Origin of the sequence: Mycobacterium cajalii, assembly GCF_045809005.2 — a bacterium.
Lineage (GTDB): Bacteria > Actinomycetota > Actinomycetes > Mycobacteriales > Mycobacteriaceae > Mycobacterium.
In genome coordinates this window covers 2,519,749-2,539,684 of the sequence record NZ_CM141436.1, presented here as the reverse complement: position 1 = coordinate 2,539,684, position 19,936 = coordinate 2,519,749, and the positions used below count along the sequence as shown (strand labels likewise).

The 19,936-nt window shown below is 66.5% G+C and carries 25 protein-coding genes and 5 pseudogenes; 8 read left to right on the top strand and 22 right to left on the bottom strand.

Translation table 11 applies throughout. From position 1 onward, the window contains the following. Positions 1 to 64 precede the first annotated feature (64 nt). From ACJ512_RS12245 to ACJ512_RS12215, 7 genes and pseudogenes are all read right to left on the bottom strand, one after another. Entirely contained in the window at positions 65 to 565 is a 501-nt protein-coding gene (locus ACJ512_RS12245; RefSeq protein ID WP_407685884.1) for a GNAT family N-acetyltransferase, read from the bottom strand. Then, a pseudogene (locus ACJ512_RS12240) lies at positions 562 to 816 on the bottom strand (type II toxin-antitoxin system TacA family antitoxin); the annotation flags it as partial. The gene ACJ512_RS12245 and the pseudogene ACJ512_RS12240, both read right to left, overlap by 4 nt. A 72-nt stretch (positions 817 to 888) precedes the next feature. Beyond that, positions 889 to 954 (bottom strand): annotated as a pseudogene (locus tag ACJ512_RS12235) (hypothetical protein); the annotation flags it as partial. After that, complete coding sequence (locus ACJ512_RS12230; RefSeq protein ID WP_407685883.1) at positions 951 to 1,361, bottom strand: nucleotidyltransferase domain-containing protein; 411 nt, start codon at positions 1,359 to 1,361, stop codon at positions 951 to 953. The pseudogene ACJ512_RS12235 and the gene ACJ512_RS12230, both read right to left, overlap by 4 nt. Before the next feature lie 60 nt (positions 1,362 to 1,421). Further along, positions 1,422 to 1,775, bottom strand: a complete 354-nt coding sequence (locus ACJ512_RS12225) for a type II toxin-antitoxin system PemK/MazF family toxin (protein ID WP_461480066.1) — start codon at positions 1,773 to 1,775, stop codon at positions 1,422 to 1,424. Further along, positions 1,763 to 2,002 (bottom strand): hypothetical protein, encoded by a 240-nt coding sequence (locus ACJ512_RS12220; protein ID WP_407685881.1) that lies wholly within the window; start codon positions 2,000 to 2,002, stop codon positions 1,763 to 1,765. Before ACJ512_RS12220 ends, ACJ512_RS12225 begins: the two co-directional genes overlap by 13 nt. A 1,189-nt stretch (positions 2,003 to 3,191) precedes the next feature. Further along, positions 3,192 to 4,214: an ImmA/IrrE family metallo-endopeptidase gene (locus ACJ512_RS12215; protein WP_461480065.1), complete on the bottom strand. Its 1,023-nt coding sequence runs from the start codon at positions 4,212 to 4,214 to the stop codon at positions 3,192 to 3,194. Positions 4,215 to 4,413: 199 nt separating this feature from the next. Between ACJ512_RS12215 and ACJ512_RS12210 the strand changes: the two are divergent. Beyond that, a pseudogene (locus tag ACJ512_RS12210) lies at positions 4,414 to 4,611 on the top strand (type II toxin-antitoxin system Phd/YefM family antitoxin); the annotation flags it as partial. A gap of 114 nt (positions 4,612 to 4,725) precedes the next feature. On the opposite strand, the gene ACJ512_RS12205 reads toward ACJ512_RS12210, so the two are convergent. Both ACJ512_RS12205 and ACJ512_RS12200 read right to left on the bottom strand, forming a co-directional pair. Then, the gene (locus ACJ512_RS12205) at positions 4,726 to 5,142 is read right to left on the bottom strand and encodes a PIN domain-containing protein (RefSeq protein ID WP_407685879.1); all 417 of its coding nucleotides are present in this window, start codon (positions 5,140 to 5,142) and stop codon (positions 4,726 to 4,728) included. Then, the gene (locus ACJ512_RS12200; protein ID WP_407685909.1) at positions 5,139 to 5,354 is read right to left on the bottom strand and encodes a FitA-like ribbon-helix-helix domain-containing protein; all 216 of its coding nucleotides are present in this window, start codon (positions 5,352 to 5,354) and stop codon (positions 5,139 to 5,141) included. Before ACJ512_RS12200 ends, ACJ512_RS12205 begins: the two co-directional genes overlap by 4 nt. A 136-nt stretch (positions 5,355 to 5,490) precedes the next feature. On the opposite strand from ACJ512_RS12200, the gene ACJ512_RS12195 reads away from it, so the two are divergent. The 5 genes and pseudogenes from ACJ512_RS12195 (at position 5,491) to ACJ512_RS12175 (ending at position 7,321) form a co-directional block, all read left to right on the top strand. Continuing rightward, positions 5,491 to 5,718 carry a ribbon-helix-helix protein, CopG family gene (locus ACJ512_RS12195; protein ID WP_407685878.1) on the top strand — a complete coding sequence of 76 codons (228 nt, stop codon included), beginning with the start codon at positions 5,491 to 5,493 and terminating at the stop codon, positions 5,716 to 5,718. After that, on the top strand, positions 5,715 to 6,017 hold the full coding sequence (locus ACJ512_RS12190) for a toxin (RefSeq protein ID WP_407685877.1): 303 nt from the start codon (positions 5,715 to 5,717) through the stop codon (positions 6,015 to 6,017). The genes ACJ512_RS12195 and ACJ512_RS12190 overlap by 4 nt, the downstream gene beginning before the upstream one ends. 267 nt (positions 6,018 to 6,284) lie before the next feature. Next, positions 6,285 to 6,472, top strand: a pseudogene (locus ACJ512_RS12185) (dodecin family protein). A gap of 226 nt (positions 6,473 to 6,698) precedes the next feature. Continuing rightward, the gene (locus tag ACJ512_RS12180) at positions 6,699 to 6,944 is read left to right on the top strand and encodes a type II toxin-antitoxin system Phd/YefM family antitoxin (protein ID WP_407685876.1); all 246 of its coding nucleotides are present in this window, start codon (positions 6,699 to 6,701) and stop codon (positions 6,942 to 6,944) included. Further along, positions 6,929 to 7,321, top strand: coding sequence for a type II toxin-antitoxin system VapC family toxin (locus tag ACJ512_RS12175; RefSeq protein WP_407685875.1), 393 nt, complete (start codon positions 6,929 to 6,931; stop codon positions 7,319 to 7,321). The genes ACJ512_RS12180 and ACJ512_RS12175 overlap by 16 nt, the downstream gene beginning before the upstream one ends. A gap of 157 nt (positions 7,322 to 7,478) precedes the next feature. On the opposite strand, the gene ACJ512_RS12170 is transcribed toward ACJ512_RS12175, so the two are convergent. Both ACJ512_RS12170 and ACJ512_RS12165 read right to left on the bottom strand, forming a co-directional pair. Then, positions 7,479 to 7,910: a type II toxin-antitoxin system VapC family toxin gene (locus tag ACJ512_RS12170; RefSeq protein WP_407685874.1), complete on the bottom strand. Its 432-nt coding sequence runs from the start codon at positions 7,908 to 7,910 to the stop codon at positions 7,479 to 7,481. Continuing rightward, the gene (locus tag ACJ512_RS12165; protein WP_407685873.1) at positions 7,907 to 8,164 is read right to left on the bottom strand and encodes a ribbon-helix-helix domain-containing protein; all 258 of its coding nucleotides are present in this window, start codon (positions 8,162 to 8,164) and stop codon (positions 7,907 to 7,909) included. The genes ACJ512_RS12170 and ACJ512_RS12165 overlap by 4 nt, the downstream gene beginning before the upstream one ends. 173 nt (positions 8,165 to 8,337) lie before the next feature. On the opposite strand from ACJ512_RS12165, the gene ACJ512_RS12160 reads away from it, so the two are divergent. Further along, positions 8,338 to 8,613 (top strand): type II toxin-antitoxin system Phd/YefM family antitoxin, encoded by a 276-nt coding sequence (locus ACJ512_RS12160; protein ID WP_407685872.1) that lies wholly within the window; start codon positions 8,338 to 8,340, stop codon positions 8,611 to 8,613. Continuing rightward, complete coding sequence (locus tag ACJ512_RS12155; protein WP_407685871.1) at positions 8,610 to 8,864, top strand: Txe/YoeB family addiction module toxin; 255 nt, start codon at positions 8,610 to 8,612, stop codon at positions 8,862 to 8,864. Before ACJ512_RS12160 ends, ACJ512_RS12155 begins: the two co-directional genes overlap by 4 nt. A gap of 107 nt (positions 8,865 to 8,971) precedes the next feature. On the opposite strand, the gene hepT is transcribed toward ACJ512_RS12155, so the two are convergent. The 11 genes and pseudogenes from hepT to scpA form a co-directional block, all read right to left on the bottom strand. Then, positions 8,972 to 9,283 (bottom strand): type VII toxin-antitoxin system HepT family RNase toxin, encoded by a 312-nt coding sequence (gene hepT, locus ACJ512_RS12150; RefSeq protein WP_407685870.1) that lies wholly within the window; start codon positions 9,281 to 9,283, stop codon positions 8,972 to 8,974. Between the two features lie 108 nt (positions 9,284 to 9,391). Next, positions 9,392 to 9,775, bottom strand: coding sequence for a nucleotidyltransferase domain-containing protein (locus ACJ512_RS12145; RefSeq protein ID WP_407685869.1), 384 nt, complete (start codon positions 9,773 to 9,775; stop codon positions 9,392 to 9,394). Between the two features lie 281 nt (positions 9,776 to 10,056). After that, positions 10,057 to 10,473: a type II toxin-antitoxin system VapC family toxin gene (locus ACJ512_RS12140; RefSeq protein WP_407685868.1), complete on the bottom strand. Its 417-nt coding sequence runs from the start codon at positions 10,471 to 10,473 to the stop codon at positions 10,057 to 10,059. Then, positions 10,470 to 10,721, bottom strand: coding sequence for a FitA-like ribbon-helix-helix domain-containing protein (locus tag ACJ512_RS12135; protein ID WP_407685867.1), 252 nt, complete (start codon positions 10,719 to 10,721; stop codon positions 10,470 to 10,472). Before ACJ512_RS12135 ends, ACJ512_RS12140 begins: the two co-directional genes overlap by 4 nt. Before the next feature lie 96 nt (positions 10,722 to 10,817). Beyond that, entirely contained in the window at positions 10,818 to 11,147 is a 330-nt protein-coding gene (locus ACJ512_RS12130) for a type II toxin-antitoxin system PemK/MazF family toxin (RefSeq protein ID WP_407685908.1), read from the bottom strand. Continuing rightward, positions 11,144 to 11,404: pseudogene (locus tag ACJ512_RS12125) on the bottom strand (type II toxin-antitoxin system antitoxin MazE5); the annotation flags it as partial. The gene ACJ512_RS12130 and the pseudogene ACJ512_RS12125, both read right to left, overlap by 4 nt. Positions 11,405 to 11,474: 70 nt before the next feature. Next, positions 11,475 to 14,075 carry an SEC-C metal-binding domain-containing protein gene (locus tag ACJ512_RS12120; protein ID WP_407685866.1) on the bottom strand — a complete coding sequence of 867 codons (2,601 nt, stop codon included), beginning with the start codon at positions 14,073 to 14,075 and terminating at the stop codon, positions 11,475 to 11,477. A 78-nt stretch (positions 14,076 to 14,153) separates the two neighbouring features. Then, on the bottom strand, positions 14,154 to 15,440 hold the full coding sequence (gene lipL, locus ACJ512_RS12115; RefSeq protein WP_407685865.1) for an esterase/beta-lactamase LipL: 1,287 nt from the start codon (positions 15,438 to 15,440) through the stop codon (positions 14,154 to 14,156). Positions 15,441 to 15,595: 155 nt separating this feature from the next. Continuing rightward, entirely contained in the window at positions 15,596 to 16,630 is a 1,035-nt protein-coding gene (locus tag ACJ512_RS12110; protein WP_407685864.1) for a patatin-like phospholipase family protein, read from the bottom strand. A 35-nt stretch (positions 16,631 to 16,665) separates the two neighbouring features. After that, positions 16,666 to 17,637 (bottom strand): methylmalonyl Co-A mutase-associated GTPase MeaB, encoded by a 972-nt coding sequence (gene meaB, locus ACJ512_RS12105; protein WP_407685863.1) that lies wholly within the window; start codon positions 17,635 to 17,637, stop codon positions 16,666 to 16,668. A 79-nt stretch (positions 17,638 to 17,716) separates the two neighbouring features. After that, positions 17,717 to 19,936 (bottom strand): methylmalonyl-CoA mutase, encoded by a 2,220-nt coding sequence (gene scpA, locus ACJ512_RS12100; RefSeq protein ID WP_407685862.1) that lies wholly within the window; start codon positions 19,934 to 19,936, stop codon positions 17,717 to 17,719.

Here is a 19,936-nt window from a genome sequence, read left to right as displayed (position 1 = left end):
CCCCGACGCTACCCGCGCGGCGCGCGCCGTCAGGGACGGGCCGTCGCGCAGGAAAGCGGTCACCTCACGCCCGCGTCAGCGCGTCGGCGTCCCTGATGGGCAACAGCAGGTGCAGCGGGTCGGTGGGCGACGGCTCGAAGTCGAAATGGGCGTAGAACGAGCGGGCCTCATCGCTGATGGCGTGTACCAACATCGCCCGCGCGCCGATCAGGCCGGCCGCGCGCACGCTGCGAATGATCGCATCCCGCAGCAGATGCGCACCGAGCCCCTTGCCTTGTTCCGCGCGATCGACCGCCAATCGGGACAACAGAATCACCGGCACGGGCTCTGGCATGTTGCGCCGCACTCGTCCGGGCGTCGCCCGGCGCTGCACCGACGCCGCCGCCAGCGCGTAAAAGCCGACGACCCGGTCGGCGCGACACGTCACGTAACAACGAGACGCGCCTTCGACGTGGTCGGCCAAAGCTCGGGCACGCAGGTAGTGGTCCAAGCTGGGCTCGCCGCAGTCAAATGGGAGGAGATCGTCGCGTTCACCGATCGGGCGCGGCGTGCTGTAGCCGCTCACTCCGCTGCATCGAAGATGGATTCCTCGGCGAGCAGCGCTTTCAGCCGTGGCTTGTGCGACACGGGCCGGTCGAGCGCCGCCATAAATTTCGACCACGCCGCATCGTCGAACACGAACCGGCGGCGATCGGCCAACACGTTGCGGGCATGCGCCAGCGTTGCTGTGACCGTGAAATTGGTGAGATCGGTCCCTTCCACCTCGGCTGCACACCGGATCAGCGCGTCCTGTTCGGCGGTCAGACGCACGGGCAGATCGCTCAGCCGGGACTCCACGATCGCGTCCGACACCTCGACGCACTCGTGCACCAGGACGTTGTGAAAGCCGACAGCCTTACGCATGGCATCGGACAGCTCAGCCATGCAGCCCCCGTGGCGCCCGAGCGCATTCATGGCATCGCCGTTGTCCGCCGGTGGCCCCCGGCCCTGCGCCGCACCGCGTCCGTGAACTCCCGGTGGGCCCGGCTCAGCCGCGGCAGCTCGTGGAGATAGATCTTGCGGGTCGTGGCCTCCCACACCACACGAGCGCCGGGATCGCGCTCGAAGAGCAGTTTCCCGTGCAGCGCGACCCGGCCGGCGAGTTCCAGAGGAGCGCGGTTCAGCACCAACAGATCGACACCGGCCGGGAACAGCACCTCGAAGCCCTGGGGCGCTGCCCCGTCGAAGTAGGCGGCGATGTCGACATCGGAGCCCGGGCCGGCGGTGCCGTCGGCGCGACTGCCGTGCAAGTAGGCAAAGACCGCGTCGTGGCGCCGCAGCGCCTCGACGGCCTCGGCGACCCGGGGGTCGACGGCATCCACCGCCCGATTGTCGCCCCGCAGGGCGAACACCTGCGCCAGCGCAGGGGAAAGCTCGACGCATCAAACGATCAGCATCTGCGCCAGCACATGCCGCACTTCGTCCAGTTCGGCGACCGAGAGCTCGATCTCGGGGGCGTGGCGGCGAAACCGCTCGACGGACACCGTGCGAATCTGCTCAGTGATGACCCAACCGCCACCGGAGCCCACACGGACCCGGTGCAGCCAGCCGATGCGCTCCGCGCTTGTCAGCGGCAGCACCCAGATCAGCTGCCCCATCGTCAGGTCCAGGTGGAAGCGCGATGAAACCACCAGCGCCGGCCGGTCCTTGCCCTGCTCGCGCCCACGCACCGGATCGAAGTCGACGAACCACACCTGCCCCGGCTCGATGCGTGGCGGGTGCCTCACTCCGCCCACTGATCGGTGATGGGCGCGTCGGCACCCGTCGACTCTTCGGCTTCGGCGACATAGTCCGCCCAACCCCGGGGGTCGTTCTCGCGGTAATTGCGCACCGCAGCGATGGCGGCCGCCTGCCAACGCTCGTCGATCAGGCGACGGATCGTCTCATCTGCCGACGCGCCGCCGAACTCCTCACGACCGATCCGCAGCACTCGCTCACGGGTCTCGTCACTCACGCGCAACACGGCCGCAAGTATACAGAGACGTAAACAACGCGGTTAACACACACGTACATTTTCCCTGCCAGTGCGATATTCCTGTACGGCTTCAGGGAGCTGCACGTGAATATCAGCGCGAGCGACGCGGCATCGTGACGATGCCGGGTTGTTTCCAGGGCCATGATTTTCCAGGGCCATGATGATGCGGGTTGCTCGATCTCGACGCGTTCAACCAACTGCCCCGCGCCACCAACCCGCTGCGCGACGGCACTCACTGTTCTGGCTGCAGCCGCATGCGCGGCCCGCCGCCGGTTGGGCCTGACCGAACCCCCATGGACCTTTGATCGGCCTGCATACCCAAGGCCGGCTCCTGGCAGCACCAACCTGAACCGGCCATATCGCCCGGCCCAATCCGGCCGGGCCGACGATCCCGCACGCCCCTCTCCGGCCGGCAGCGTGAACATCACTGCCGACCCGACAAGCGTCACCGCAAGCATCACGGCGTCAGCGTGAACACCAAACCGCGCCAATCATCCTCACCGAGAACGCCGCCATCATGCTCATCGTGCACGCCGGTCAACATTCCCCCTGCTCGAGCAAGTCAACACCGATCACGACCAACGGCACGTCTCGTTAGGTCGCGGTGAGGTTCGGCAGGCTTGGTTTGTGGAATCCCTCGGTCATATTGACCGGGGGATTCCTTTGCTACCGCAGATCAGGCGAATAGCTCAGAACCTGACTTCACCGGTAACCACATTCCGGTTTCGAGCAGCGCGTCTACCAGGGCTACGGTCTTGCTGGCGTCTCGACCGAAGACGGCACTGTGCGCTTGGGCAAATATCCTCATAGTGTCGAGGCACGGGATGGCGTGCACGTTCGCTTGCGCCACAGCCGCCCGCTCATCAAGTACAGCAACCAATCCGCGATGCTTGGCGCACGCGATTACGGCGCATTCCCCCACATGTTCGCGAGTGCCGCCGCCGAGCACTGCTTTTACCTGGAGTCCTCATCGTCGCTTAGAAAAGTTCGTTCGGCCCACGTGATGGTATCCAAGGACGGAACGCCTGCATGCAGATTTCCAGCCGCGTCGATCTCCAGCTCGACTGCGCGAGGAATGAGCACGACGCCTTGGGGCGCTAACGCCTCCAAGATATGCCCGTATCCAGCGCGGCAGAAGTGGGTGAAAGTGCTGGTGTCCATCACCCACTGTGCGCCCTCAGTCACCGTCGACTGCGAACAGCTTCCGCAGGCTTTCGAGCGATTCCGCCTCCTGCTCGGGCAGATCATCGCGAGTCATCGTTCCACGGAGCAGTTCGATCGTCCGCGCTGCGGTCAGCCGCCCCGACCTGTATCCCTCAACGCACGCGGCGGCAAAACCGGGTGAAACATAGGGGCATTTAGGCTCGTCATCCCATGACAATTCGAGTGCGACGTAGTCGCCATAACGGGGTTCGCGGTCTAGCAGAGACTGAAGCGATTCGTACGGGATCAGGCCCACGTTCCTCAACTGGCCGACCGCTGCCGACCAGCTCAACCTAAATATCGATCCCACAGCCAGCGCGCGGTCGCGAACGCTCCATTCAACGTGGTCATTCCATACCTTCTGCACTCCCGCGCGGGGAGCCAGAAAGTGAATGGCGAACGCGTTGATCATCTTCTCGTGATCGTCGCCCGGTGAGCCGTCGTAGGCATCACCACAAACCCAATGCCCAAGTTCATGCGCGAGTGTCATTCGGCGTCTCCCGGAACGGGCATCCCCATTGACAACCGCCACCGCCAGTCCGTCGTTGATCTCGACGCAACCCCCATCGGGGCCGTTTTCGCCCAATGCGGTGGCGTAGGTGTAGAGCCCCGCCCGTTCACACACGTGCGCGAGGTTATGGATCGGACTGCTATCTAGATCAAGGCGATCCCGCACCCGGCGCGCCAAGTCCTCTGCGTCCGAATAACTCTGGGGGGTGTGATCCTGCTCGTTCCGGACAACGGTCTGAAGCAAACCGAGCTCTAGCAACGCCTGCGCGTCGCTGGCAAACATCTCAATCTCGTCGTCGAGGGCATGTGATGTCTCATCCTGCCGGGTGTTGTCCGACCGGCGATTAACCACGGCGGGTAAGGGCTCATTTACGAAGTAGGCCAGTGGCCGCCGAAGAGCCTCTGCGATGGCCACCATCTCCGTCATAGCAAGCTTGCGACCGCCCTTTTCGGCCCGAACCAGTGCCGTACGATCCATTTTCACCATTTCGGCGAGTTTGCTTTGGGGGATGCCAGCGTCTTCTCGCGCTCGGGCAACCCTGTGTCCAAGCGTTACGTGGTCCATGTGTGCGATTTTCACACATGGACATAACGTTGTCGAGGTCGTAGGCCCCAGCCTGGGGAAGGTGCCGCCGTCGTTCGGCCTGAGCGTGGGTCAGTCGAGTAGCGCCGCGATGTCGCGGTGCGAGCCGGCACGCATCACGTCCAAGAGCGGAGATGCGGTGCTCATGTCCGCCGGCGACTACGACTCCTGGCAGGAAACCGTCTACCTGCTGCGCTCACCGGAAAACGCCAAGCGACTGATGGAAGCGGCCGCCCGCGCCGGGGCCGGGAGGTCGGCCGTCGCCAAATCCGTCGACGAGCTGCGGTGGGCACGGGCCTGACCTTGACCGCCAATACGGGAATCGTTTGATCCCGAAACTCGGATTCAGTCCTCGTCGCGGAATGGGTCTCCACCGTGAAAACCCGAGAGTCACCGAAACTCGACGGGCTCAGCCTCAGCGGTCACTCCACGGGTCCAGGCATCGAACACCGAGACGTTCACAGTGTCGGATGTTGCGGGTCACGACAATCTTTCCAGCGGCTTGGGCGATGGCCGCGATCAACGCATCGCCATACGGGGCGTGCTCTGGCACGCGGTAGGTGGCCAGGATGCGAGCGGCGGGCAGATCAAAGGACAGCGTCCGGCGGGCGAAGATGCGCAGCACCTTCTCGTCGAACCAGCGCCGCAGGTGCTCACCCTGGGCTGGGTCGGTGCGTTCCTTCGCGATCACGCCACGCTCAATGTCGGCCAACGATATCGCCGCCAAGAACTGCTCGGAGACCTCTACCGAGTCCGCCCACTGCGCCACAGCGGGGTGGCGTCCCGGCACGCGCAAAGCGGACACCACGTCGGTGTCCAGGACATAGGTCACAGTTCTGGGGTCCGGGCAATCAGGCCGAGACGTTCTGGCTCGAAGTCGATGTCATCTCCGGTGTCGGCGGCCAGCAGTACCGACATGGGGACATCGTCACCCGACAAGCCCGCGGTGAGGATCGCGCGGGCCTCGGCCTCCACGGAGTGATGATGACGTGCAGCCCGCACCCGCAACGCTGCCTTGGTTCCCTCGGGAAGGTTGCGGATCACGATCTGCTCCATAAACGCAAATGATATCGCTGAACTGATATCAAATCGCGACGGTCATCGCGGATCCTGACCGCCAACCCTTTCGTCCTCACCGTCTAGTACGACCAATTATCCTACTCGAAGTAGGATCATCGACATGACGAAAGACAAGGTTTCGGTGACGATCGACCACGCTGTACTGGCGGCAGCCGACGCGGATGCTCAGGCGGCCGGACTGAATCGTTCGGAGATGATCGAATGCGCCCTGCGCCACGAGCATCTCCGAATTTCGCTGCAGAACTACGCCACACACACCGTGCCAACGCTGGATATCGACGCCTACGCGGAAAAGGTCTATCAAGCCAACCGGGCCACCGGCCTGTGATCGCCCCCGGCGACATCACGCCACGCCGCGACACCGACCAGGAACTCTATGTAGTCGTGCTGTCCAACGCGATTCACCTCGCAGCCGCCACCGGCCGGATCATCACCTGCCCCTTCATTCCCGGTGAAATCCCCAGCGGCACGATGGCTCTGATAGCCACGGTGCAGCAACCCACGGGAGTTGTCCTGCCGGAGCTTGTTCAGTGGCTTCCTCGCGCGGCGCTCGACGAACCCATCGGCAACATCGGCGGCCCCGCACTTGCCGAGGCGACCGCAACCCTCACCGCCCTCGTTTCCTGAGAAACTCACCAACGCGTCGTAGGTTGAGCCGCCGGCGACATTGTGCGCGGCGAGATAGCTGATCAAGTCACGATGCGACCGCGCTCCGGCGTCTCGGGACGATGTCGTCGGTCAGCGGGGGCAGCACGCGGTCCGGCCGCGCAACCAGGAACGAACCTTCCCGAACCCGACGGCGTCTCATCACGCTATGCCTTCGCGGCCCGGTGGCCCCTGAAGGGAGTGCTGGCGGCGCGGGAAGCACGCAATCACACCTGCCGCGTGATCGAGATGCTCGGAAGTTCACCCGAGGGCGTCGACGCGGCTATCCGCAGCGGCCTGGCGCGAGCGGCGCAGACGGTGTGCAACCTGGGCTGGACTGGTTAGTAGTGGAGTCGATTCGTGGCCACCCGGAGGGCGGAGCCGTCGGCCACTACCAGGTGACCATGAAAGTAGGCTTCCGCCTGGAAGACTCGTAGACCCGATCAGGTCATCGGCCGGAGACGGTCCGGCCAATCCGCCGGTTCCGGCGCACCGACGTCAATGAGCCCCCGCGGCGGACGAGGAGCCTCAGCCACGAGGCGTGATCTCCTGGCTGACAGCCCGATCTAGATCCACTCGGAACCGCCGTGTGGCATCTTTCCTCAGCTAATCCCAGCCTCATGCCAGAGGTAGCACAAGTTATACATGTGCTACCCTGGTCACGTGAAGATCGGATTACGCGAGCTGCGGCAGAACGCCTCCGAACTCGTGCGCCGCGCCGGAGAAGGCGAGGAGATCACCATCACCGTGGCCGGACGTCCTGGAGCCCGGCTTATTCCCGCGGCTTCTCGAGCCTGGAGGCGGTGGGCCGATGTGTCCGAACTGTTCGCGGGGCCCGCAGATCCCGCGTGGAATGCCGACCGTGAGGCAATCGCCCAGGAAATACGCGACCCGTGGATGAAGCAGTGAGAGCGATCCTCGACACCAGTGTGGTCATTGCGACGGATGTCGAGCCTCTTGATGGCGAGTTGGCCATCAGCGCAATCACATTGGCCGAACTGCACTTCGGGGTTCTGGTGGCACATGAACAAAAGGCGCGCTCCGAGCGGCTACGGCGCCTGCTGGTCGTTCAGCGTAAGTTCGACGCGCTGCCTGTCGATGATGCCGTGGCGGCGAGCTATGGTCAGGTGGCGGCAGCCGTCGTTGACGCGGGACGGGAGCCGCGAGCGCGATCGATGGACCTGCTGATAGCGGCGACCGCCCACTCTCATTCTGCCCGGCTTTACACCCGCAACGCCGACGACTTTGACGGCCTCGGCGACTTGGTGGACGTCGTGGCGGTCTGACCGCACGGGGCACGTCACCGAGAAAAGCGCCGAGCCGTCAAGTTCGACTACCGCAGGAAATCTCCGACTAGGCGCAGGCGATCGTGGCCGCGGCAACCGATGCGAGTCGCTTTGGGCTGCATAGTAATCCGGCTGTTTACCATCCAGCGGGCGTTATCTACGTCTGCAGCGGATCGATCCATCGCACGCCTGAGAACCGACTGAAGTCGACATCGGTGGAGCACAGCTCGGCGCCGTGTTCGATCGCCAAAGCACCCAGATGAGCGTCGCTGGTCAGATTTCCCGCCGTACCCAGCCCAGTGAGCAACTCGCGAAGGACGGACGCGTGGCGATCTGTGGGATGCACGATCGTCACGCACGGCTGCTCCAACCATCCCTCAACGAGGTCGAACGACTCGGCAACGGTCAGCGGTCGCTCAAACACCGCGGCCCGCGTCGAGAGCCTGACAAAGCCGACGAGGACGTGCCATGCGAAAGCGACGGTGCCCGAACCCGACAGCGTCTCATCAAGCCATGCCTTCGCGGCCCGGTGGCGAGATGACGACTCGTCGATCGCATAGATGAGGATGTTGAGATCGAGCAGCCTCATTTACGGAGCGCGAGCTTACGCAATATCTGCGTATCTTCGTCCGCGGCGGCGAGGGTCAACGCCTTGTCGATGTCGAAGCCGGTGCGCAGCCCCATATCTCTGCTCGGCGTGCGATACCTGCGTTGCGCGGGCCCGCCACTCAGTCCGCGCCGCACCGCGTCGTTCAGCACCGCTTTGAACGACATCCCCCGTTCGCGCGCTGCCCGCTGCAGCGCGGCAACAACGTCGGAATCCAGAGTCACCGTGGTCCGCATGATGTAATCATCGCATCAACTGAGATGCTGTCATGATGCTAACCGATACTCGGCACGCAGCGCGTCGCCACGGACCTTCTGTCAATCAGTTGCGCGAGGTACGGAGCATACGTACCGGTATCCTGTACCATGACAGTACAGATTTTTTGTACTCACCTTCAGGCAGGATCACGATGAGTATCAGCGCGAGCGACGCCAGGCGGCGCCTGTTCCCCCTGCTCGAGCAAGTCAACACCGATCACCAGCCGGTACGCATCACCTCCAAGGCCGGAGATGCGGTGCTCATGTCCGCCGACGACTACGACTCGTGGCAGGAAACCGTCTACCTGCTGCGCTCCCCGGAAAACGCCAGGCGGCTGGCGGAAGCGGTCGCCCGCGACAAAGCCGGGCAGTCCGCCGTCGCCAAATCCGTCGACGAGCTGCGGGAGATGGCCGGCGGCCAGGAGTGAGAAGCATCCACTTCGACCCCGACGCCTGGCAGGACTTCCTCTGCTGGCTGGCCTCGGACCGCAAGACCGCCCGGCGGATCACCCGCCTGATCGCAGAGATCCACCGCGATCCATTCGACGGGATCGGCAAGCCCGAGCCCCTGAAAGGCGAGCTGGCGGGGTATTGGTCCCGCCGAATCGACGACGAGCATCGGCTGGTCTATCGAGCCGACGACGAGGTCAAAATCCTCAAGGCCCGCTACCACTACTGAGCGGCCCAAAAAACGACACGTCGCCACAAATGGGCGCTGTCCGCGCTGTCAGGAACGAAGCCGACCAATCCACACCCGCCCCGGCGTCACCCGCCCGGCGCATGGCGTCAGGGGCCGACGGCCGGGCCGTCGCGCAAGAATGCGGCCACCTGCTCGACGAACCGCTCCAGGTCGCGCAGGTCGCTGAGCCGGGATTCCACGATCGCGTCGGACACCGCGACGTACTCGTGCACCAAGACGTTGCGAAAGCCGACGGCCTTTCGCATCGCGTCGGACAGGTCGACGGTGAGCACCCCGTGGGCCCCGAGCACGTCCATGGCGTCGCCGTTAGCCGCCGGCGGCCCCCAACCTTGCGCCGAGCAGATGTGCTGGGCGATATCGATGCACGCCTCGACCGACGTGACGAACGTGTACTTCACACACGCAACCACAACCGATCAGCACGCCGCGCTGCACCAGCCCCGGATTCCTGATGCAAGAGATGGAGATCATCGGTGACGGCGCGCAACAACCGAAGAACGCGGACTTCATCCACCACGGCGCAGCACCGCATCCGCGAACTCCCGATGGGCCCGGTTCAGCCGCGGCAGTTCGTCGAAATAGATCTTGCGGGTCGTGGCCTCCCACACCACCCGGACGCCGGGGTCGTGCTCGAAGAGCAGTTTGCCGTGCAGGGCGACTCGGCCCGCGAGTTCCAGAGGGGCGTTGTTGAGCACCAACAGATCGACGCCTGCGGGCAATAGGACCTCGAACGCCTGGGGGGGTTGTCCGCCGAAGTAGGCCGCGATGTCGACATCGGAATCGTCGCGGGCGGTTCCCCACGCTCGACTGCCGTGCAGGTAGGCGAACAGCGCGCCGTTACGCCGCAGCGCCTCGACGGATTCGGCGATCCGGGCTTCAACGGGATCCACGGTCCGATTGTCGCACCGCGCAGCGACAATCTGTGTCCACCCGCCTGATCGCAGAGATCCAACGGGCGAGCTGTCGGGATGGTGGACCCGCCGCGTCGACGGCCGGCATCGGCGGGTGAGCTCCCCGCGAGCGTAACGCGGTTGCGAAATCCGGCTCGGAATGTCGCGGTGCCGTTACGCTCGCGGCGTCGCCCGCGTCGCGGCGTCGCCCGCGAATTCGGAATCCCTTGCTCTCCGTTATCACTGGACCTGGGGCATTCTCGAGGAATCCGGGGTAGACGTCAGTCCCAAGGGTTTACCAAGTCGACGCCCGCTCCGTCGAAGTGGCGCGTATTGCGGGTAGCCACAGTTGCGTGCCGGGATGCGGCGATGCCGGCTATCTGCACATCACGAATTTCCACCGCACGCCCGACTCGTTGTTGGGTGGCGGCGATGGTCCCAGCGGTAATCGCGGCCGTCAGGTCGAAAGATTGCACACGACCATCAAGGTCTTCGTCGAGGAGTTGAGAAAACATCTCGTCGAGCCGCTTACGGCGCCGGCTTGACGCCAAAAGTTCGATGCCGGTGCGGATCTCGAATACCGTTACCGATGTCGTCCAGATTGATTCGGTGGGCTGATGATCGAGCCATGCCACGACGGCCGGATCGGGTGTGTCCCGCATCAACGCGGAGAGCACATTGGTGTCGAGCACGATCATGATTCGTTGAACTGCGCAGGCTGGATGGGCTGGCCCCGCAGTTCGGGAATGTCCTCGGTGAGGCCCATGCCTGTGAAACGTGACGCGATACGAGACCCGAGCCGCCCGGGCGGATTATCGACGTTCCGGACTGCGTTCCGCAGGATCTCGCGTGCCTCTTCCTCGGTGCTGCGACCGTGTCGACGGGCCAGTCGCTGCAGTTTGGCCTTGGTGTCGTCCTCAAGTTGACGGATGAGAATCTGCGCCACCGAGCAACGATATCATGATATCGTTCAGAAAGTGCGTTGACCTCGCGGTCGAGTTTGTGGAGCACTCCAAGAATGGCCCCGTTGACGGTGGTGCCATCATTCAGCGCAGTCGACCGCGGCCTCGAGAGCCGCGCAAATGGCGCGCATCCGGGTGGCGGCGAGGCGGCCCAGCCGATTCACCAACACTGCGACCGAGACACTTTCGACCGAGTCCAGATTCACCGCAGAACGCCGCGGAATCGGGTCGGAACCGGGTTCGAGGACGACCTCGCTGACCAGTCCCCGGATGGTTGTGGTGCAGGGCGCCACGAGTGCGCGTCGAAGCCGAGGGATCGCCGCATCGCGCGAGAGCACAACAACCGGACGCCGGCCGATCCCGGACATCTCACACCACCACACCTCGCCGCGTGCCGGAAGTGAGCTCACGAGTGTCCCACCGCCCGCCGCCATGACGCCAGGTCGCCCCACTCGTCGGGCTCATCAATCGGGTGCTTGTCGTAGGCCGCATAACTCGCATCCACCTCCGCCGATCGATGGCGAGCAAGTAATGCCCGCAGGGCCTCGTCGATGAGCGCGGCGTCAGTGCTTCCCGCCCGCACGTCGCGTGCGCTGCTCAACAGCGCGGCGTCGACAGTAGTGCTCAGACGTATGCGGTTCATGCCACGATTATGCCACCGCCTGGGCAAACTCCTCTGCGCATATCTGGGCGCATCAGCGCACGCCGGCGACACTCGTCCTCCCGCGGTGGCGGAATCAATCCAGCCCGAGCGCCTCGCGCAGCCGCGCCGGACTCATGGCGCCGGGCCGGCCCGTGTCCGGCGGGAACGAATCGAGCAACCGGATCAGGTCCGGGCGCCGGGTCGGGTCGTCGGCGCATTGCCGGGGTGTATGACCGGCCAGGGCGGGGATCGGTTCGTCGAGCCAGGCCGCCTCGTACGTGTGGATCATGTCCTCGAGGGCCGCGGCGAGGGCCGGGTCGGCAGCCACGTCGTCGATCACCTCGCTCTCCGCGTCGTCGCCGCCGAGCCGCTGGGCGTCGCGCAGATCGCCGAGCGGCTCCCGGGTCTCGCTGAGCACACTCACCGACGCGTCGAGCGCACGCACAGCGGCGAGCACCCGGTCGAAGCGTTCCGCGCTGTTGGCGTGCACGTGCAGCTCGTCGCCGGTGAGCTCCAGGTGCGCCCGAATCCGCTGCATGCCGTGGGTGACGACGTGCTCGAACCACACCAGCGTGTCCCCCGACTCGCCTTCCTCCCGTTCGTAGAGGCCGTCGAGCCCGCGGGCCAGCGCCTCCGGGTCGGCGCTGCGCAACACCGCATCGCACATCGTCAACGGCTCGCCCTCGGTGTTGAACAGCACCGGCGGGGCGAACCGCCGCGACAGCGCCGCAACCAGCTCGACCGGGTCGAGCTCGTCGTCGAGCAGCGCGATCAACCCGTCACGCTCCCCGAGCGAAACCGGCTCCAACCCGCCGAACACCTGCATCGTCTCCCCCGCGGGAACGACTCTGGCGCAATAGAATTCACCGGGCTTGACCTGCGTGCTGGCGGTTCGTTCACGCACCTCGTGCACGTCGCCGGTGCGCACGTCGCGCACGGTGAAACCCTGCCCGCGCGACACGTCGAGCACCTCGTACACCGACCGCTGCACCAGCAGCCACTGCTCGGCCAACGACCGTTCGTCGTCGGGCAACAGCACGCCACGGGTACCGACGAACTCGGCGAACGCCCCTCCCTCGAACAGCACCACGTCGGCGACCAGAGGATCGCGCAGCCCGTCGACGAGCGAAGCGGGTGAGTCCCAGTGCTGCGACCGGACACGGGCGATCTCGAGGAACTTCGCCACGAACGGACCGTCCAGCAGACCGATGGCCGCCTTCTGATACAGCCAGGCCGCCCGCTCTTCCAGCGGCAGCTGCTCGCGGTTGAGGTGACACACCTTGTATTTGCGCCCCGAACCGCACCAACACCGCTGATTGCGGCCCAGGTCGGTGCGGGGAGCCGGCCGGAACGCCTCGAGCAGTTGCTGAAGATGATCGTCGGGGGGCGCCCCCGCCCGGCGCAGCAGCGACAACCCCCGCTCGGCGTCCCCCCGATCGCCTGCGTAGCGGGCCAACTCCAGCAGCGTCAACGGCCACGACGGGTCCAGTGACTCGGCGTCATTCAGCGCCGCCTCGGCCTGTTCGACGTCGCCGAGCGCCTCGTGGGCCTTGGCGCGCATCCAGCGCAAGGCCGGGCGCGCGGCTCGTGGCGCCATCGGCTCGGCCGATTCGGCGAAGACCCCCAAGGCCATGGCCGAGGTCTCGTCGTCCACGTCGATCTCGCGCAGCGCGGCGGCGGCCACGGCCGGTTCGCCCAGCAGCTCCAGGACAGTGCGCACCGTGGCGCGTTCCGGCTCGGATGACGGCTCTCCGGCCACCGGGGCCGGGGCGATGTCGGCGACGTCGGGCTCGTCGCCGTCGTCCAGGCGGGCACGCACGGCCTCGACCACGTCGAGGGTCTGCTCGTGCAGTGTGACCGTGGCCAGCACGGCCAGCGCCTCGTCGTCGTCGAGTTCGTAGCGTTCCTTGATCGTTTCGAGCCGGTCGGCCGTCCGCGTTGCGGCGAAGTCGAAGCCCCCGCATGCGACCCGATTGCCGTCGCGAGCCAGCCCGCTCGCGGCGAGCAGATCACCCAGCGGAGCCGTCGGCTCGCGAAAAAGGCTGTCGTCGTCGGCGCACACCGTCCACGTCGCGATGTCGAGCAGCTCGGGCCGGTCGGGGCGCTCGTCGAGCAACGCCGCCAGCGCCGCGCCGGGGTGGCCCGCAACCGGTTCCGCAACCGGTTCGGCGACCGCGACGAGCTCCAGGCCGCTCGCCCCGACACGCACCCCGACGAGGTCACCGGCGCGCACGCCCAGGGCGGCGAGGTGCCCGCTCGGCAGCAGCAACGCGCCCGAGAGGTCGACCGCATCCGCGGGCACGCCGCGGGCCGCCAGCACCTCGTCGTGCAGGAATGGAAACACGTCGCTCAGCGGCGAACCGTCGGCAAGTCGCCGATAGGCCTCCACCTCGGTCAGGATCGACACCGGCGCCAAGTCGGGTGCCCACGCCAGGAGGTCGTGGTCGACCTCGGTCTGGCTGAGGCGGTGGGTGAAAATTCTGCCTTCGAGCACGGCCGGAATCCAGGCCCATCGCCCGTCGGCCAAGGGCACGACCGGCTCGTCGTCGTCGAGAATGTCGTCGAGGGCCTCTTCGGGATCGGGCCCGAGGTCGACACCGTCGGCTTCGAGCACGTCCAGCAGGTCGTCCTCGCTCATCGGGCCGCGCGTCGAAAGAACCTGGCGCACAACGGCAGCAAGCGAATCTTCAGGCATCGACCCGAGACTACTCGCCCCGGCTTGCGCTGTCAGCGGCCGGTGGGGCGTCACGCCGTGGCGAAACCCGGACCTCCGTCAGCCGACGGCGGCCCCGGCCTGCGCGTAAGGCGCGCCGAACTCGGTCACCGGCCGGAAGCCGTGCTTGCGGGCCTTGGCGGCGGCCTGGCGCATCAGCGCGTAGATCCCGACGAACGCGGCGTGATCGGTCATCACCAACGGCGTCAGCAGCCTGTTGTGCACCAAAGCGAACGCGATCCCGTCGGCGGGGTTGGTCCAGCCGACCGAGCCGCCCAGCCCGACGTGGCCGAAGCCCGGCATGATGTTGCCGATGGGCAGGCTGTGGTAGCCGAGGTGGAAAGCCAACGGCACGTAAAGGTTTCGGTCCGGCCACAGGCTCTTACGCCCGGTCAGGCCCGCGACGAGTTCCGGGGACAAGAATCGGATGCCGTCGATCTCGCCGCCGTTGGCGATCGCGCCGTACATCCGCGCCAGGCCGCGGGCCGTCGCCACCCCGTTGGCCGCGGGCATCTCGGCGTCCAGCATCGCGTTGTCGCCCTTGACGGCATCCATGATGCCCGGGAAGTACATCGAGCGGTACGCGCCGGACATCTCGTTGGCGACCTTGCGCAGCACGAAGTTGGCCACCGGATTGCCGACCATGTTCTGCGGCATGACGATCTCGGCCACCCGCGTCGGCGCGCCGGCCGGCGGGCGGCCCAGGTGCAGCCCGTCGGTGCCCAGCGGCGCGGCGAGCTCCTCGCGGATCAGCGTCCGCATGCCCTTCCCTGTCACCGCGCGGCCCAGCCCCGACATCAGCCAGCCGAACGTCAGCGCGTGATAGGCCGACTTGCCCAGCAGGCGCCCCGGCGGCGCCGCCGCCAGCCGCTCCTCCATCACGACGTGGTCGAACAGGTCTTCCTGCGTGGCGCCGCGCAGACCCGACAGGCCGGCGGCGTGCCTCATCACGTCGCGCACCGTCAGATAGGCCTTGCCGTTGGCCCCGAACGCCGGCCAGTACTCGGCCACCGGCGCCTCGTAGTCGATCAGGCCCCGGTCGGCGAGCCGGTGGATGACCGTGGCCGCCATCCCCTTGGTCGCCGAGAACACCATCGGGGCGCTGTCCGCCGACCACGGCGAGTGCCCGCCCCGGTCGGACCAGCCCGTCCATACGTCCACCACCGGCTGTCCGTCGAGGTACACCGCCAGGGCGCCGCCGCCGAACCGGCGCGCCGGGAACATGCTGGCGAAACTGCGAACGACGCAATTGAAATGTGAGTCCGCCGCGCCGGACACCCGATGACCTGCGTCGGGGTCATCGAGGTGGGAGACCTCGTGGCGATCGACTCGTGTTTCCACCGTCACAGTTTTGAATTTACTTGGATTTCACACCGGTGCGGAGCGAAATATAGATTATTTACCTATCCGTTAGTCACGGTGCCCGAGATGGTTTGCCGGCCGGCAAACGCGCGTCAGGGGCGCGGGCGCCGCAGCTGGCCGGCGGGTTTCGTCGCGTCGCTTCACTCGCGCGGCGTCGTGGCGGGCCACCGGAAACGCTCCCGGTACAGCGACCAATCCCACGTGGAAAGGAACGCCTGGGCCGCCTCGTAGCCCCTGTCGAAAAGCTGTTCGAGACGCTGGCGGGATGCGCTGAAATCGAGGACGCCGACGTCGGTCGATTCGACCAGGATGGCGCGGGAACGGACCCACGGCTGGTTCAACTGAGTCTGGTCATGACCGACCAGCATGGTGGTGAGCAGACTTTCCAGCAACGACGTCTGTTCGAAGAAACGGAGTGGCCTCAGAGCCGGCATCACTTCGCCGATTCCCTCGGCGATCCTGGGCACAACCGTGATCCCGAACGTGGGCCGGCGTGGCGCCTTGCCATCCAAACGGTCGAAGGTGTCGATCGGAAAGTTCGACAGCACACCGCCGTCGACCAGCGTGGATGGCCGGCCGGTGGCGCCGAACAAGGTCACCGGGCGGTAGAAAAACGGAATCGCCATCGAAGCGCGCACCGCGTCCGCAACCGATTGCTCGTCGGGGTCCAAACCATAGAGCCGCCGATAGTCCCACGGCAGCCGCACCAGCTGCGCTGCCGTCACGTCCGCGACGGTGACCACCAGCCTGCTGCGCCGCAAGTCGGGCAGGTCGTCTTCGTCGAGGTAGAGGTCACCGAAGGTGTCGACGCCCAGGTTCTTCAGCTCACTGCGAACCCACTGGTGGGCGAAGTCGCCGCGATACATGCTCGTCTCCCGAAGCAACCCCCACGCCGCACCGAGAAACGGAACAGGCGGGGCATCACGCCATTTGCTCAGCGGCACCGACAGCGCCAGTTCCTTGATCTCCTGGCTCGTCAGCTGGTTGCCCTTGGATGCGGCCGCAAGCACCGCCGCGACGACCGAGCCGCCAGAGACGCCCGACACCCGCTTGAACGAATACCCCGCATCCATGAGCGCGACGATGGCACCCACCAGGCCGATGAACTTGACACCCCCACCGGAGAGAACGACGTCCGCATGTTTCGGCTCGTTCATCTCGTTGTCGTCTGCCATAACCGCCTTTCCGTCGCGAGGCAGCTTAGACCGGGTTACTGCGCTGCGGCTGCCAGGATCTGCTGGGCCGCCAGCGCCGGGGTCAGCTCCCCCGCCTTGACCTGGCGCTCGATGTCGGCGCGGATCTTGCGCACCGCCGGATTGGACAGCACCCGGTCCAGCACCGTGTCGCGCACCATCTGCCAGGTCCAGTCGACCTGCTGGGCGCGCCGGCGCGCCTCGAACTCGCCGGCCTCGGTGAGCACCCGGCGATGCCGCTCGATGGTGTCCCACAGCTCGGCCAGGCCGGTGCCCTCGGTTGCGCTCATCGTGAGAACCGGCGGCCGCCAAAGCGTTTCACCCGGATGGATCAACCGTATCGCCGCGGAGAGCTCGCGCGCGGCCGACCGCGCCTCGGCCAGGTGCTCCCCGTCGGCCTTGTTGACGACCACGATGTCGGCCAGCTCCAGGGCACCCTTCTTGATGCCCTGCAGCGAGTCGCCGCTGCGCGCCAGGGTCAGCAGCACGAAGGTGTCCACCATGTTGGCGACGGCCACCTCCGACTGCCCGACGCCGACGGTCTCGATCAGGATCACGTCGAACCGGGCCGCCTCCAGCAGCACGATCGTCTCCCGCGTCGCTTTTGCCACACCGCCCAACGTGCCCGACGTCGGGGACGGCCGCACATAGGCCTCCTCGTGCACCGCCAGCCGCGCCATCCGGGTCTTGTCGCCCAGGATCGACCCGCCGGTGCGCGTCGACGACGGGTCCACGGCCAGCACCCCCACCCGGTGGCCGCCCTCGACCAGGTGCATACCGAGCGCCTCGATGGTGGTGGACTTGCCCGCCCCCGGCACGCCGGTGATGCCCACCCGGTGGGCGCCGCCCGCGTCGGGCATCAGCTCCAGCAGCAGCTGCTGGGCCTGCTCGTGATGGTCGGGCCGGGTCGACTCCAGCAACGTGATGGCCCGCGGCAGCGCCGCCCGGTCGCCGCCGCGGATCGCGGCGGCCAGCTCCTCGACGCTCATCTGTCCGGCCTCGCGAAAGTGCAAGTGGCAACGCATTTCCCGAGTAGGCGCGTCGGTAGTTGCACTCTCGCGGGCAGACTCATGAATCGAGTGCATATCCCAGCCGCTCGGCCAGCTTGTGCAGCAGGCCGATCGCGGCGTCGGCGATCACCGTGCCCGGCGGGAAGATCGCGGCGGCCCCGGCGGCATACAGCTCCTCGAAGTCGCCCGGCGGGATGACCCCGCCGACCACGATCATGATGTCGGGCCGTCCCACCTGCACCAGCGCGTCGCGCAGCGCCGGCACCAGGGTCAGGTGGCCCGCGGCCAGCGAGGACACCCCGATGACGTGCACGTCGTTGTCGGCGGCCTGCCGGGCCACCTCCTCGGGCGTGGAGAACAGCGAGCCCACGTCGACGTCGAAACCGATGTCGGCGAACGCCGTCGCGATCACCTTCTGACCGCGGTCGTGGCCGTCCTGCCCCATCTTGGCCACCAGGATGCGGGGCCGGCGGCCGTCGGCCTCGGCGAACTTCTGCACCAGCTCGGTGGCTCGAGAAATAGGGGCGATGTTGGTGGCCTTTCCGGCTTCGTCACGGTAGACCCCGGCGATGGTACGGATCTCCGCCTGGTGCCGCCCGTACACCTTCTCCAGGGCGTCGGAGATCTCCCCGACGGTGGCCTTGGCCCGGGCCGCGGCGATGGACAGCGCCAGCAGGTTGTTGCCCAGCCCGTCCTCACCGGCGCGGCCGTGGGCGGCCGCCGCGCGCGTCAGCTCGGCCAGGGCGGCGTCGCAGGCCGCCTGGTCCCGGCTCGCCCGCAACTCCTGCAGCTTGGCGAGCTGCTCGGCGCGCACCCGGCTGTTCTCGACCTTGAGGACCTCGATCTCGGTGTCCTCGTCGACCTGGTACTTGTTGACCCCGATCACCGGCTGCCGGCCCGAGTCGATGCGGGCCTGGGTGCGCGCGGCCGCCTCCTCGATGCGCATCTTGGGGATGCCCTCGCTGATGGCCTGGGCCATCCCGCCGTACTCGGCGATCTCGGTCAGGTGCGCACGGGCCTTCTGCGCGAGCTGGTGGGTCAGCCACTCCACGTAATACGAACCGCCCCAGGGGTCGATCGGGCGGGTGGTGCCCGACTCCTGCTGCAACAACAACTGGGTGTTGCGCGCGATGCGCGCCGAGAAGTCCGTCGGCAGGGCCAGCGCCTCGTCGAGGGCGTTGGTGTGCAGCGACTGGGTGTGGCCCTGGGTGGCGGCCATCGCCTCAATGCAGGTGCGCGTCACGTTGTTGAAGGCGTCCTGGGCGGTCAGCGACCAGCCCGAGGTCTGCGAATGGGTGCGCAGCGACAACGATTTCGGGTTCTTGGCACCGAAGCCGGCGACCAGCTCGCTCCACAGCAGCCGCCCGGCGCGCAGCTTGGCGACCTCCATGAAGAAGTTCATCCCGATACCCCAGAAGAAGGACAGCCGGGGGGCGAACTTGTCGATGTCCAACTCGGCGTCCAGGCCGGCCTTGATGTAGTCCACCCCGTCGGCCAGGGTGTAGGCCAACTCCAGATCCGCTGTGGCACCGGCCTCTTGGATGTGGTAACCGGAAATCGAGATGGAGTTGAACTTCGGCATCTTGGCGCTGGTGTAGGCGAAGATGTCGGAGATGATGCGCATCGACGGCTTGGGCGGGTAGATGTAGGTGTTGCGCACCATGAACTCTTTGAGGATGTCGTTCTGGATGGTGCCGGCCAGCTTCTCCGGCGGCACTCCCTGCTCCTCGGCGGCCACCACGTACAGCGCCAGGATCGGCAGCACGGCCCCGTTCATCGTCATCGACACGCTGACCGCCGACAGGTCGATGCCGTCGAACAGCTGCCGCATGTCGAGGATGGAATCGATTGCCACACCGGCCATTCCGACGTCACCCTGCACGCGCGGGTGGTCGGAGTCGTAGCCGCGGTGGGTCGCCAGGTCGAAGGCCACCGACAGGCCCTTCTGACCGGCGGCCAGGTTGCGCCGGTAGAACGCGTTGGAGTCCGCCGCGGTGGAGAACCCGGCGTACTGGCGAATCGTCCAGGGCTGGTTGACGTACATCGTCGGGTAGGGCCCGCGGATGAACGGCGGCTCGCCGGGAAAGCTGTTGAGCGGATACCCCTCGGCCTGCGCGGCGGCGCGGTCGGCGGCGACGTAGACCGGCTTGACGTCGATGCCCTCCGGGGTCTGCCAGGTGTCGTCCCGATCCACCGCGGCGGCGGGCGGCCGCCCGGAGCGGTCGCCCTGCAGCGGGACGTCGGCGAAACTGCCGATCACAGAGGTGGTTGCGGTCAT

Coding starts and splice junctions, on each gene's coding strand:
- ACJ512_RS12215 (WP_461480065.1), bottom strand. CDS start 4,214: ATGGTGAAAATGGATCGTACGGCACTGGTTCGGGCCGAAAAGGGCGGT.
- meaB (WP_407685863.1), bottom strand. CDS start 17,637: ATGAGCGTCGAGGAGCTGGCCGCCGCGATCCGCGGCGGCGACCGGGCG.
- ACJ512_RS12110 (WP_407685864.1), bottom strand. CDS start 16,630: ATGGCAGACGACAACGAGATGAACGAGCCGAAACATGCGGACGTCGTT.
- ACJ512_RS12160 (WP_407685872.1), top strand. CDS start 8,338: ATGAGTATCAGCGCGAGCGACGCCAGGCGGCGCCTGTTCCCCCTGCTC.
- scpA (WP_407685862.1), bottom strand. CDS start 19,936: ATGACCGCAACCACCTCTGTGATCGGCAGTTTCGCCGACGTCCCGCTG.
- ACJ512_RS12170 (WP_407685874.1), bottom strand. CDS start 7,910: ATGAGGCTGCTCGATCTCAACATCCTCATCTATGCGATCGACGAGTCG.
- ACJ512_RS12120 (WP_407685866.1), bottom strand. CDS start 14,075: ATGCCTGAAGATTCGCTTGCTGCCGTTGTGCGCCAGGTTCTTTCGACG.
- ACJ512_RS12165 (WP_407685873.1), bottom strand. CDS start 8,164: ATGCGGACCACGGTGACTCTGGATTCCGACGTTGTTGCCGCGCTGCAG.
- ACJ512_RS12195 (WP_407685878.1), top strand. CDS start 5,491: ATGACGAAAGACAAGGTTTCGGTGACGATCGACCACGCTGTACTGGCG.
- ACJ512_RS12140 (WP_407685868.1), bottom strand. CDS start 10,473: ATGATCGTGCTCGACACCAATGTGCTCTCCGCGTTGATGCGGGACACA.